The following is a 12,913-nucleotide window of genomic DNA, read 5'->3' as shown; positions in this document are numbered from 1 at the left end:
AAATAAATATGGACACTTTTACGTTATATCTATCATCTAAAAATTGATATTAAATGTTGCGATATGCTTCTAATGCAGCATCAAAGTTAGGGAAATCAGTACCTTCGCTAACTAATTCTTTATATACAACTTTGTCATTGCTATCTAATACAAATACAGAACGAGCTAATAATCTTAACTCTTCCATAACGACACCATATTGTTGACCAAATGATAAGTCTTTATGGTCACTTAAAGTGATAACGTTATCTAAACCATTTGATGCACACCATCTTTTTTGAGCAAATGGTAAATCTGCAGAAATCGTTAAAACAACACCGTCTTCTTGCGCCGCTTCTTCATTAAATTTACGAGTTTGTTGGTCACACACACCTGTATCAATAGAAGGTACAACGCTGATTAATTTCTTTTGACCTTTATAATTTTCTAAACTAACTTCATTTAAATCGTTATCTAATACTTTAAAGTCAGGAGCATGTTGCCCTTCTGATACTTCAGAACCAGCTAAATGAATTGGATTATTTTTAAAAGTAATTTGTGTCATGATGAAATGACCTCCTATAATTTTTATCATTATATTGTTATCATACGACAGTGGTAAAACTTAAATCAATCATTTAAAACTGAATCATATCTAATGTTGAAGCAGTTGTAAAATGTAGTCATATGTGTTTTTCAAAATTAGAACTGCTGTAACGATAATAAAAAGTATCTTTACATAACCAACACCTTTGCTTATGGCAAATTGTGCACCTACATATGAACCTATAATCATACTTACAGCCATAATTAAGCCATACACAAAATCAACCTGGCCTAAGATAATAAAAAGAACTAATGCACCTAAATTAGAAGCAAAATTTAAGACTTTCGCATTACCTGCTGCACTCAAAAAATCAAATCCAAACATAAGCAAAACAAATAACATAAAAGAGCCAGTGCCTCCACCTAAGAAACCATCATAAAAGCCAATTATTAACATTAAAGATACAAAAATGACAGCTTTACCAATTGTTAGCTTAGAAAATGTGCGCACATTTCCCCAATCTTTTTTCATAATTGTATATATCAGTACAAGGCTCAATATAATGATAATTAAAGGCTTTAAAATTTGTGCAGGCAACATAGTAGCTAAACTAGCACCGCCTGCTGCAAATATAAACACAAATGGAAATAACTTAAGTACAATATTTAAATCTACTTTGCCTGAACGTATAAACTTAATTGCACTTGTAAGCGATCCAAATGAACTGGCTAATTTGTTAGTACCAAGCGCCAATGAAGGTGGCATTCCTATAGCTAATAAAGCTGGTGTTGAAATTAGGCCCCCACCACCTACTACTGCATCGATAAAAGCAGCTAAAAATCCAAATGCTATAATAATTAATATAATATTTAGCGTTATCTCCATGATGCTTATCCCCTTTGTTCTTAATACTTGATTATTCTATTTTAGAATAACTCATCAATTAATGCATCAGTGTTTTGGTCTTTTTCGCTCTTATAATCTTTATTAATAGTTAATGTTTCAATATTATCTGCTGCACGTTGAACCATTTCATCGAAGTTAAATACACTTTCATATTTAATTACTTTATCAAAATCTGGTTCAGTTACAGGATTTTTAGGAGTGAAAATAGTACAACAGTCTTCATAAGGTTGAATCGAAACATCAAATGTACCAATCTCTCGTGCTTTCTTGACAATATCTTCCTTATCAAGCGAAACAAGTGGTCTTAAAATCGGAGTAGAAGTCACATCATTAATTGCGTACATACTCTTTAATGTTTGACTTGCCACTTGTCCTAAATTTTCACCGTTAACAATCGCATTAGCCCCAACTTTTTCTAATACAATATCCGCTACACGTAACATCATGCGACGCGTAGATGTCATTGTGTATCTAGGATGAACTACTTTATTTATTTGTTTTTGTAATTCTGTAAATGGCACTATATGCAATTTTATTGGTCCCACTCTTTCAGAGAGGATACGTGTAAGTTCAATCACTTTGTCTTTAGCTTTTTCACTAGTAAAAGGTGGACTATGGAAATGAATCGCTTCTATATAAACACCACGTTTCATAATTTCCATCCCAGCTACTGGAGAGTCTATGCCTCCTGACAACATTAAGAGTGTTTTACCGCCAGTGCCAACTGGTAAACCACCAGCACCTTCATAAATTTGTGTGAATACATACACACCATCCATTCTTACTTCAACTCTTACGTTATAATCGGGTTGTTTCACATCAACCGATATATCTTCAGTTGCTTGTAAAATCGCACCTCCAAGTTCACGTTGTAAAGCATATGTGTCCATTGGAAATGACTTATCTACACGTTTAACATCAATTTTGAATGTCTCTCCCGGTTTAAAATCTTGAGCTAAATCAACACATAATTTTTTTATTTCATCTAATTCTTGAGAGGTTTTATGAACAGGACTAATAGATTTAATACCAAATATTTTAGTTAAACGATTGATTACCTCCTGTGCATCTGCTTCTTCAGTTAATGAGATATACATTCTATCTCTCTTGCCTTTAACATGCGTTCCTTCTATAGTTTGTAAAGACTTAATGACGTTATCTTTCAAAGCATTTACAAACTTTTTCCGATTTGTTCCTTTTAAAGTTAGTTCACCATATCTAACTAATAAATGATCAAACTCCATTTACTTTAACAACTCCTTAATTTCTTTGTATATCGTTTCAAATTTCACTTTAAATTGATCAATATCTTCTTGAGTAGTCATATCTCCTAAGGATAATCTAATACTTCCTTCAATTTTATTATCCGGGAGTCCCATTGACATTAAAACTTCATTTAGTTTTCCTCTTTTAGATGAGCAAGCGCTTGTAGTTGAAACCATGATATCCAATTTAGAAAATGCATTAACTAAGACCTCACCCTTCACACCTGGAAACGCAATATTTAATATTTGCGGTGCACAATCCAAAGGAGAATTGATATATACACCTCTAAACTCTTTTAAAAATTCACGTAATTCATGGTTGTAATCACTTAATCGTTGATGACGTTCATTTAAATTATCTATTGCTAAAGTTATTGCTTTAACTAGTGACACATTCATCGGTAAGTTCACTGTTCCACTTCTTACGCCGTATTCTTGTCCTCCGCCGTGAACAATAGGTTCTAATTTATCTTTATTATCAATTAATAGGAGACCCTGTCCTTTTAGTCCATTAAATTTATGACCACTAAAGCTTACACTATTAACACCTTCAAGGTTCATTGTTACTTTTCCTAAAGCTTGAACTGCATCAACGTGTAAATGTGCTTTAGGATAATCTTTTAATATGTCCACTATTTCATCAATAGGTTGAATTTGACCCATAATATTATTCACATACATACAAGAAACAAGACCGACCTTGTCATTCATCAATGAAGCTAAATGTTCAATATCAACACGGCCATCCGCATTAACATCAACATATTTTAATACAAACCCATCTTCTTCTAAATATCTCATAACTTCTAAGACAGATGGATGTTCTAAAACGGAAGTAATAATTTCATTTGCAAATTGCTTTTTACGATAAGCAATACCTTTTAAAGCTATATTATTCGATTCAGTGGCACCACTTGTGAAAATAACATCTGTTTTTTGTCCTATAGATAGCATTGATGATATACGTTCCTTTGCTTGTAGAAGCACCTTCTCCGCTTGCAACCCCCACTTGTGAGGACTATTTGGATTGAAATAAACAGTTTCATTTACTTTATTAAATGAATCGAGTACATCTTTATGAGGCTTTGTAGTGGCTGCATTATCAAAATAGATCACTTAAAACACTCTCTTTCATTCTCTATTAAATTATTTATTTACCCTTAGTAAATTTATCTTTTATAGACATATTATTCAAAAATAGATACTAAAGCATTATACTATTTTTAAATAAAAATAAAAGGCGTCGAACTCAAATTAAATGATTTTGAGTTGAAAACTTATTTAGCATTATTTATTAAGCGTTCTGAATTAAAGTAACTCCCCCTTGAATTCAATAACTTACTATAACTTTAAACAAATCAAAAAAGATGGGATAGAATTCATTACGAATTCATTATCCCACCTCAAAATAGACTACTATTTATTTGCTTTAACCTAACATTTATTACTTACCAAAGTTATAAATTTTTATTGTCAATAAGACAAGCGTAATTAACCTTTGGCTACCTCATCTTCAATATATTTAGTAATTCCAGGTTCTACACTTTCAAGTGCTTGTTCTGAAATTTCAATTGATCGTTTGTAACGATTATTTTTAAACAAGCGTTCTGCTTCGTTTAAACTCTTATCTACATTATTATGATCTTTGCGATAACGGTTACCATATTGAATTAAACGTTCTGCGTATACGGCATTCACCAACACATCATTTGCTTCATCTTCAAAAGTATTCATTTGAATAACAATTTTGGCAACTTTATCTTTAAGTTGTTTAACGTGAATTGGACGTTCACTAAATTGATCATTAGTTTCACGAACTTCATGGTCAATTTCATTTTTCATAATAATGAATCTTTCTGGTACACTTGTTAAATTTGAAGCTAAAAGTCGACGATAAACTTCTTCTTTTTTAGATTGAATTCTTAAAAGATTATCTTCTGCCTCAGCTTCATCTTCTCTCAATTGAATAAGATGATTTTGTAATTTTTCTTGGTTCTCATTAATTACTTTAACGTGATCGTCTAAATATTCTAGGTTGTCTTTAACTTCGCTGTAACGTACAGCAGATTTAGCCATTTCTTTAAGAATTTCATCATATACAGCTACTAAATTTTGAATTTCGTTCTCATGTTGTCTAATGCTATGAACATCACTTTCATTTATGAAATAATTTTCACGAATATAGTCAATTTCTGTACGTAATGTGTAATTCATCTCACGTGCTTTGAACAATTCATCAGTAATTTGTTCTTTAGTTTCTTCCACTTCATTTTTAGCTTTAACTTCATGCTCAATCAAATCATACATTTCATCAAGCTTATCATTAATTTGTTCAAGTTTATCGTTTGCATTATCTAACTCAAGACGACTGATCATAGGTTCTACAAAATTCAACTCTGTCTTTAAGCTTTGTAGCGTACCATCGATTTTAACGTGATCTAGATCATAACCGTTCATCTTTAAGTCGCGACAACCATATTTCAAATCTTGAAATTGTCCAGGTAGTTCTTTTTGGGCTTCTCTAATTAGTTCTGGAATTTCATCCATATACTTTTGGACTTCATTCATAGATTCATTTAGACCCATAATGTGGTTATGTGCTTGAACGTAATTACCTTCTTCTTTAAGTTCTTCATACTGTTCAAGTTCTGGCTCAAATGATTCAATTCTTTTTTCAAGTGGTGAAGCTGCATCGCCGAACTGATGTCTGTTAGCTAACACATCACGCTTCATTTCTCGATAATTAGTCTTGCACTTTTCATAAACTTGTTCATTTTCCTTATGTAAAGAAACAATTTCATTAACGTCTTCAACTTGTTGTTGATACCCAGCTTCATATTTATCCATTAATTCATGTGCATCATCAATGTCACTTTGAGCTCCAGAAAATTGAAACTTATCAAGTTGAATTTCAGCATCGTGGATTTTTTCCTCTACAGGTGCTAAATAGTTATTTGTATAGTCTAAGGTGTCTCTCTTAAAGGCATCATATTTTTTTCTAGTTTCACCTTTTAAATTTAATTCAGAAAGTTGTTTTAAATTTTCTTCAAAAGGTAATCTTTGAACTTTTAACTTACGTTCTTCAGCTTCTTCAACAATTTTTCGTTTATTAGAACGTAAATAAAACATGATTCCTACAATGATTAAAACAATGATAATTATTGCTAATATTGTGTATAAAACCATCTCATTCTCCTCCTATATTATCATTATTATAACGCAAATACCGCTTTCATTAAAATAGTAAATGAATGAATTGATAGAATAAATTTTTCCATTTATACTTTTATTAAAAATAACAAAATGAGGTAAGCATATGCCATTGATAAAAGAAACAAATTATAATTTATTAACGAAACAGCTTCAAAGTTTAATCGAAGACGAACAGAACCTTATCGCAATTCTAAGCAATACATCAGCTATATTAAATGATAATTTAGATCAAATTAATTGGGTTGGTTTTTATCTAATTGAAAATGAAGAACTCATTCTTGGACCCTTCCAAGGTCATCCAGCTTGCGTTCATATTGCAATTGGCAAAGGTGTCTGTGGTACTGCAGTTGCAGAAGATAAAACTCAGTTAGTTAAAGATGTACACGCGTTCCCAGGCCACATTGCTTGCGATGCAAATAGTAAATCAGAAATAGTTATTCCAATTCATGTCAATGATGAAATAATTGGGGTTCTAGATATTGATGCACCTATCACAGATCGATTTACTAATGAAGACAAGGAAGGTTTAGAAGTTATTGTCAAAGTTATTGAAAAACAGCTAACTAAATAACTAAAAAGTATTGACACTTTGTAAAATACTGTTACAATGAACTTTGTGTGAATTAACGAAAATAGCAGTTGCATATCAATAAGCTCTATGTTGTTCCCGATGAGGACGTGTCGCGTAACTGACGCTATAAGGTGAAGACACATAAAACAACATATCCTATTGGGCATGCAACACTCTTTTTTGTTTATTCATAACAACAAAAAAGAAAAAGGAGGAGTCTTAATATGGCTCGATTCAGAGGTTCAAACTGGAAAAAATCTCGTCGTTTAGGTATCTCATTAAGCGGTACTGGTAAAGAATTAGAAAAACGTCCTTACGCACCAGGACAACACGGTCCAAACCAACGTAAAAAATTATCAGAATATGGTTTACAATTACGTGAAAAACAAAAATTACGTTATTTATATGGAATGACTGAAAGACAATTCCGTAACACATTTGACATCGCTGGTAAACAACACGGTGTACATGGTGAAAACTTCATGATTTTATTAGCTAGTCGTTTAGACGCAGTTGTTTATTCATTAGGTTTAGCTCGCACTCGTCGTCAAGCACGTCAATTAGTTGGTCACGGTCACGTTGAAGTTGATGGTCGTCGTGTTGATATTCCATCATATTCATTAAAACCTGGTCAAGTTATCACTGTACGTGAAAAATCACAAAACTTAGACATCATCAAAGAATCTGTTGAAATTAATAATTTCGTACCAGAATACTTAGACTTTGATGCAGATAGCTTAAAAGGTACTTTCGTACGCTTCCCTGAACGTAGCGAATTACCAGCTGAAATTAATGAACAATTAATCGTTGAGTACTACTCAAGATAAGTTCATGATAATGAACAACCACCCTTCCTTATGGAATGGGTGGTTTTTTTATTCATAGATGATCTAAGTGATTTTATAATCTAAAGATATCCTCTGGTAAATCAGAAATAATGCCATCTACGCCAAGGTTGATAAGTTTTTTAGCGTCTTTCGGTTTATTCACAGTATATGGAATAACCTTCAATGATTGACTATGTGCATTTTTTATAAATCTAGAATTAACTAATTTGTAATTAGGATTAATAAAATTTGCATAATCAGATATTTCTTCAAAATTTGGAGATTTATACCAATATTTCTTTCTACTAATAAGCAGCCCTAATTGATACTCACTATCCAATGAGTTTAAACGTTTCACACAATCTTCATCAAAAGATTGAATGATTGCTTTGTATTTAGGAACTTTATATATTTCTAAAGCATTCAATACAGCTTCTTCAATTCCTGGATATTGATGTGGAACTTTAATCTCAATAAGTAACTTTTTTGAAAAATTTTTAATTAAGGATAACACCTCTTCAAATGTCGAAATCTTAGTATTTTGAAAGGATTTATCATGTTTTACTCCAAAATCAAATTTTAACAATTCTTCAAGTGTATAGTCTTTTACTTTTCCTTCACCATTCGAAGTTCGATTAATAGTGTCATCATGTATAACAACCAAATGATTGTCTTTACTGAAATGTACATCTATTTCTAACATATCAACATGTTGCATTAAAGCCGCCTTAAAACCAACAAGAGTATTTTCTGGAAAATGATTAGATAAACCACGATGAGCAACTATTTGAAATGCTTGATTAGGTTTATTAATTTTCATAAAAGTCACCTTTCTTTAATTATGTCACACTTTAAACTACACTTAAAATACCATATTATAAGTGGAGGTTAAACATAAATGGTTAAGCATGATTTTAAAGTACAAACAAAATGGCGTGGTGGAAGAGAAGAAGTTGGAACTGTTAATGGAGACATTATTTCTGAACAAATTTCTATACCTGCACCGCTCGGTGGTAATGGAGTAGGTACAAATCCCGATGAATTATTAGTTTCAGCTGCATCGTCTTGTTATATCATCTCATTGGCAGCAACGTTAGAAAGAGCAAAATTTACCGACATCAATCTGATAAATAATTCAGTAGGTACTGCCCTATTCGAGAATGGTAAGTTTAAAATGGTAACAATAACACATTATCCTAAAATTTCAGTGACTGCGGAAGACAAAGAGAATCTTGAGAAAAGGCTTCCTAAATTATTAGAAATAGCTGATAATAATTGTATGATTTCGAATTCTATACGTAATAATGTAGAAATTAAAATTCAAGCGTCAATTCAATAATTGTTAAAATTGCGCTAGTTTCACCATGAATCTCATATAAACATGGTGATTACTCTTTTAAATTATCAGAATATTTGGTAAAATGATTAAATCTTATACCGTGGGAGGAAATTTAATGAATTATTATGAACCACTTTTATTAACACCAGGACCTACTCCAGTTCCAAAGGAAATCAATCATGCTTTAGGTTTACCTATGGCTGGTCACCGTTCACCAGATTTTGAATCTATAGCTAAAAAAGCATTTAACAATTTAAAACCCATTTTTGGTACAGAAAATGAAGTTATGATTTTAACATCAAGTGGCACTAGTGTCTTAGAAGCAAGTATGTTAAATATAGTTAATCCCGATGATCATTTTGTCGTTATAGTGTCAGGCGCATTTGGCAATCGCTTTAAACAAATTGCTGAGACATACTATAAAAATGTACACATATATAATGTGGAATGGGGACAATCCATTGATATTAAAGAATTCATAACATATCTTAACAATTTAAATCATCAAATCAGTGCTGTATTTACTCAATTCTGCGAAACGTCAACAGCTGTCCTACATCCTGTAGGTGAACTTGGTAAAGCATTGAAAACATTCAATCAAGATATCTACTTTGTTGTAGATGGTGTGAGTTGTATTGGTGCTGTAGATGTTAATTTAGAGCGTGACTACATAGATGTGTTAGTTTCTGGGAGTCAAAAAGCAATTATGTTGCCACCTGGTCTAGCATTCGTAGCTTATAATGATCGTGCATTGAAACGTTTCAAAGAAGTGACTACACCACGCTTTTACTTAAATTTAAATAAATACTTTGACTCACTTCAACAAGATTCTACTCCTTTTACACCAAATGTCGGGTTATTTAGAGCAGTAAACGCTTATGCTGAATTAATTCATTCTGAAGGATTTGAAAATACCATTAAACGTCACTATATTATTAGAGACGGTCTAAGATTAGCTTTAAATGCATTAGATTTGGAACTTTTAGTAGAAGATGATTTCGCTTCCCCTACGGTAACATCATTTATACCAACATCCAAAGATGAATTAACTCATATTAAATCAACTTTAAAAACAAGATTTAATATTACAATTGCTGGTGGTCAAGGTAAATTGAAAGGAAAGATTTTACGTATCGGACATATGGGTAAAGTCTCACCTTTCGATATGCTTTCAGTGATAAGTGCTTTAGAGATTATACTTACAGATTACCGTCAAACGAATTATATTGGTAGAGGCTTAACAAAATTTTCAGAGGTGATTCATAGTGAAGCATAATATTCTAGTGTCAGACCCTATTTCAACAGATGGATTACAAAGTTTATTAAACCATTCTGATTTTAACGTCGATATTAAAACGGATTTAGATGAACAATCACTATTAGATATTATAGGTGATTACGAGGGTTTAATTGTTCGTAGTCAGACGCAAGTTACTCAACAAGTCATTGAAAAGGCTAGTAATTTGAAAGTTATCGCCCGTGCTGGCGTTGGCGTAGACAATATTGATATTGACGCTGCTACTCTCCAAGGTATTTTAGTCATTAATGCACCTGATGGTAATACTATTTCTGCAACTGAACATTCAGTAGCTATGATTTTAGCGATGGCTAGAAATATTCCTCAAGCGCATGCATCTTTAAAAAATAAGGAATGGAATAGAAAAGCGTTTAAGGGGGTCGAACTTTATCAGAAAACATTAGGTGTCATAGGTGCAGGACGAATAGGTATTGGTGTAGCACAACGTCTTCAAAGTTTCGGTATGAAAGTGTTAGCTTATGACCCTTATCTTACTGAAGATAAAGCACAGCAATTAGGCGTTAAACTTGCTACCATAGATGAAATAGCTAGACAAGCTGATTTTGTAACAGTTCATACGCCATTAACACCTAAAACAAGAGGTATTGTGAATGCTGATTTCTTTTCAAAAGCAAAACCAATATTGCAAATTATTAACGTCGCAAGAGGCGGTATCATCAATGAAGATGATTTATTAAATGCACTAAATAATAATCAGATTGCACGTGCTGCATTAGACGTATTTGAACATGAACCCCCTACCGATTCACCATTAATTGAGCATGATAAAATCATTGTTACACCACACTTAGGTGCATCAACTATTGAGGCTCAGGAGAAAGTTGCAGTATCAGTGTCAGAAGAAATTATAGATATACTGGAAAAAGGTAATGTAACACACGCAGTCAATGCGCCAAAAATTAGTTTCAATGATATAGATGAAATAACACAACAATGGATTGAAATAGGTGAGTTATCTGGTGAATTAGCCATTCAATTAATTGAAGGTGCACCGAGAGAAATCAAGGTGACTTTTAATGGTGATGTCGCTAAACAGGAAACTGACTTAATTACACGGTCAATTGTAAAACAAATTTTACAACAGGATTTAGGAGATCGTGTTAATATCATTAATGCTTTTGCACTTTTAAATGAACAAGGTGTAACACGTAACGTTGAAAAAAGAGCATCACAAGGTACTTTTAGTAATTATATTCAAGTTCATTTAGTAAGTGATACGGAAGAAGTAAAAATTGGTGCCACGGTAATAGCTGGCTTTGGTGCTCGTATTGTACGTATTAATGATTACTCTGTTGACTTTAAACCTAATGCCTATCAACTTGTTTCTTATCATGGTGACAAGCCTGGTATGGTCGGTTTAACTGGTCAGCTACTAGGTAGACATAATATTAATATTGCATCAATGTCACTTGGCAGAAATATACAAGGAGGCCAAGCGATGATGGTATTATCAATTGATCAACCTGTTACTGAGGATATTATCAATGAACTATATGATGTGGGTGGTTTCGATAAAATATATGGAACTACACTCTCAGTCAAATAACTAATCTTTTTGAAGAATCACGACTATATCTACTTGAAATAATTATGCCCCTCTATGATGGATTTTACTTCATCACTGAGGGGCGTATTAATACTAATGATTTAATATCAATTTATGGTGAATTAACCTTACAATAAAATATTTTTAATCAAACCTATATGATCAACAATATAATCCGCTTCATGATGCTCCAATTCTTTACGAGCCTCTTGCCCTTTTAAACCTGTTAATGTTCCTATAAAAGTAGCACCTATTTGTTTAGCACAGAATAAATCAGCCAGTGAGTCACCAACAATGTTTACATCTTCTTTATTTACAATTTGATCTTGTTGGCTAATGAATTGTTTATAATTCTCCTTGTTATTTCCATATAGAGTAGCAATATAGCAAAAAGGATTAGGCTTACCTAGAGTAAAGTCAGGATATTCATTTTCAGCTTCCATAACATCACTTGCAGTAACAATGTGATTATCTGAAAAGAACGCTTTTAAACCTAAAGATTCAAATGGAACTAATGTTTCAGTTCTAGGTCTACCTGTAGCTATTGCAAGATGATAGCCTCTTTCTTTTAAAGTACTAAGCAAGGACTTAATCTCTTCAACAGGTCTAAGAACAGTTTCGTGATAAATAAAACCATTAATGCCCTCAAGAATAGATGGCTTTTCTTCAACTTGCTTAAATAATTCAGAACCTAAGTATAATTCTTGGTATAAATCTCTTGCAACAAACCATAGAGGTCCTTTAAGTTTAAAGAGGCTTGCATCATTAACATTTAATTCTTCTCTAGCATATTGTTGCAACTCGGCATAAATATTATCTTTACCACCTTGACTTTGACTAATAAAATTCATAGGAAGTTCATAATCAATTCTAAAATTTTTGTTAATCATTGATTGAATTTCTTGAATACTTTTTACTGAAAAATGATTATCAGTTATTATGTCTTTAATCTCTTGAACTGTAAATTCTTTCATCAAATGGATAAAATGTATGCAAAAAACGACAAATAACATATCCCAATTTGAATTTAATCCCATTGATTTTAATCGATTAAGAATGATATCATCATTAAATACTTTACTGCGAATATCATTTATAGTTTCGTCACTTAACGCATTTAATTTAAATGATTTATCTAAACCTAAAAAATGTTCACTTTTGAGTAATGTCTCTATAGTTAAAGCTGACGTATCGAAACAACGTTCCTCACTTAAGAATACACCGTCTACATCAAACAAAATTGATTTCATGACTTTTCGCTCCATTATTTTTGAATATTCTGATACTTATAATCTTAACGTCTTATATCTCAATGTCAATAATAAAGGCTCTACGTCAAATCGGACTGATGAGTCCAAATATTGAGATTAAGCAACTTTAAGTTGTTTAATCTCTTTTTTTG

General features: G+C 32.1%; 12 protein-coding genes. 5 read left to right on the top strand and 7 right to left on the bottom strand.

What is annotated here, in order from left to right; all coding sequences use genetic code 11:
- Positions 1–49: 49 nt before the first annotated feature.
- The 5 genes from tpx to ezrA form a co-directional block, all read right to left on the bottom strand.
- Positions 50–544: a thiol peroxidase gene (gene tpx / locus AC1RRU_RS09560; RefSeq protein ID WP_011275511.1), complete on the bottom strand. Its 495-nt coding sequence runs from the start codon at positions 542–544 to the stop codon at positions 50–52.
- 90 nt (positions 545–634) lie between these two features.
- The gene (locus AC1RRU_RS09555; RefSeq protein ID WP_011275510.1) at positions 635–1,411 is read right to left on the bottom strand and encodes a sulfite exporter TauE/SafE family protein; all 777 of its coding nucleotides are present in this window, start codon (positions 1,409–1,411) and stop codon (positions 635–637) included.
- 41 nt (positions 1,412–1,452) lie between these two features.
- The gene (thiI, locus tag AC1RRU_RS09550; RefSeq protein ID WP_011275509.1) at positions 1,453–2,676 is read right to left on the bottom strand and encodes a tRNA uracil 4-sulfurtransferase ThiI; all 1,224 of its coding nucleotides are present in this window, start codon (positions 2,674–2,676) and stop codon (positions 1,453–1,455) included.
- Positions 2,677–3,813, bottom strand: coding sequence for a cysteine desulfurase family protein (locus tag AC1RRU_RS09545; protein ID WP_011275508.1), 1,137 nt, complete (start codon positions 3,811–3,813; stop codon positions 2,677–2,679).
- 375 nt (positions 3,814–4,188) lie between these two features.
- Positions 4,189–5,883 carry a septation ring formation regulator EzrA gene (ezrA, locus tag AC1RRU_RS09540; RefSeq protein ID WP_011275507.1) on the bottom strand — a complete coding sequence of 565 codons (1,695 nt, stop codon included), beginning with the start codon at positions 5,881–5,883 and terminating at the stop codon, positions 4,189–4,191.
- A 130-nt stretch (positions 5,884–6,013) separates the two neighbouring features.
- Between ezrA and AC1RRU_RS09535 the strand changes: the two genes are divergently transcribed.
- Together AC1RRU_RS09535 and rpsD are read left to right on the top strand one after the other, a co-directional pair.
- On the top strand, positions 6,014–6,481 hold the full coding sequence (locus AC1RRU_RS09535; protein ID WP_011275506.1) for a GAF domain-containing protein: 468 nt from the start codon (positions 6,014–6,016) through the stop codon (positions 6,479–6,481).
- Between the two features lie 224 nt (positions 6,482–6,705).
- Complete coding sequence (rpsD, locus tag AC1RRU_RS09530; protein WP_011275505.1) at positions 6,706–7,308, top strand: 30S ribosomal protein S4; 603 nt, start codon at positions 6,706–6,708, stop codon at positions 7,306–7,308.
- A gap of 73 nt (positions 7,309–7,381) precedes the next feature.
- Here the strand turns inward: rpsD and AC1RRU_RS09525 are convergent, their stop codons facing one another.
- Positions 7,382–8,128, bottom strand: coding sequence for a glycerophosphodiester phosphodiesterase (locus AC1RRU_RS09525; protein ID WP_011275503.1), 747 nt, complete (start codon positions 8,126–8,128; stop codon positions 7,382–7,384).
- Positions 8,129–8,206: 78 nt separating this feature from the next.
- On the opposite strand from AC1RRU_RS09525, the gene AC1RRU_RS09520 reads away from it, so the two are divergent.
- From AC1RRU_RS09520 to serA, 3 genes are all read left to right on the top strand, one after another.
- Positions 8,207–8,647 carry an OsmC family protein gene (locus AC1RRU_RS09520; RefSeq protein ID WP_011275502.1) on the top strand — a complete coding sequence of 147 codons (441 nt, stop codon included), beginning with the start codon at positions 8,207–8,209 and terminating at the stop codon, positions 8,645–8,647.
- A gap of 115 nt (positions 8,648–8,762) precedes the next feature.
- The gene (locus AC1RRU_RS09515; protein WP_053023171.1) at positions 8,763–9,923 is read left to right on the top strand and encodes a pyridoxal-phosphate-dependent aminotransferase family protein; all 1,161 of its coding nucleotides are present in this window, start codon (positions 8,763–8,765) and stop codon (positions 9,921–9,923) included.
- Entirely contained in the window at positions 9,913–11,511 is a 1,599-nt protein-coding gene (gene serA, locus AC1RRU_RS09510; protein WP_048667927.1) for a phosphoglycerate dehydrogenase, read from the top strand. Before AC1RRU_RS09515 ends, serA begins: the two co-directional genes overlap by 11 nt.
- A gap of 128 nt (positions 11,512–11,639) precedes the next feature.
- Here serA and AC1RRU_RS09505 read toward each other — a convergent pair whose 3' ends face one another.
- On the bottom strand, positions 11,640–12,761 hold the full coding sequence (locus AC1RRU_RS09505; RefSeq protein WP_046464763.1) for an HAD family hydrolase: 1,122 nt from the start codon (positions 12,759–12,761) through the stop codon (positions 11,640–11,642).
- Positions 12,762–12,913: the final 152 nt, after the last annotated feature.

It is taken from the genome of Staphylococcus sp. GW821-FHT11H10 (assembly GCF_058807855.1).
The sequence above is the reverse complement of the archived record's forward strand: the minus strand, read 5'-3'. Positions and strand labels throughout refer to the sequence as shown.

What these genes read in the sequence shown, in the direction of transcription:
- tpx (WP_011275511.1), bottom strand. Translation starts at nt 544, where the DNA reads ATGACACAAATTACTTTTAAAAATAATCCAATTCATTTAGCTGGTTCT.
- AC1RRU_RS09555 (WP_011275510.1), bottom strand. Translation starts at nt 1,411, where the DNA reads ATGGAGATAACGCTAAATATTATATTAATTATTATAGCATTTGGATTT.
- thiI (WP_011275509.1), bottom strand. Translation starts at nt 2,676, where the DNA reads ATGGAGTTTGATCATTTATTAGTTAGATATGGTGAACTAACTTTAAAA.
- ezrA (WP_011275507.1), bottom strand. Translation starts at nt 5,883, where the DNA reads ATGGTTTTATACACAATATTAGCAATAATTATCATTGTTTTAATCATT.
- AC1RRU_RS09535 (WP_011275506.1), top strand. Translation starts at nt 6,014, where the DNA reads ATGCCATTGATAAAAGAAACAAATTATAATTTATTAACGAAACAGCTT.
- rpsD (WP_011275505.1), top strand. Translation starts at nt 6,706, where the DNA reads ATGGCTCGATTCAGAGGTTCAAACTGGAAAAAATCTCGTCGTTTAGGT.
- AC1RRU_RS09525 (WP_011275503.1), bottom strand. Translation starts at nt 8,128, where the DNA reads ATGAAAATTAATAAACCTAATCAAGCATTTCAAATAGTTGCTCATCGT.
- AC1RRU_RS09520 (WP_011275502.1), top strand. Translation starts at nt 8,207, where the DNA reads ATGGTTAAGCATGATTTTAAAGTACAAACAAAATGGCGTGGTGGAAGA.
- AC1RRU_RS09515 (WP_053023171.1), top strand. Translation starts at nt 8,763, where the DNA reads ATGAATTATTATGAACCACTTTTATTAACACCAGGACCTACTCCAGTT.
- AC1RRU_RS09505 (WP_046464763.1), bottom strand. Translation starts at nt 12,761, where the DNA reads ATGAAATCAATTTTGTTTGATGTAGACGGTGTATTCTTAAGTGAGGAA.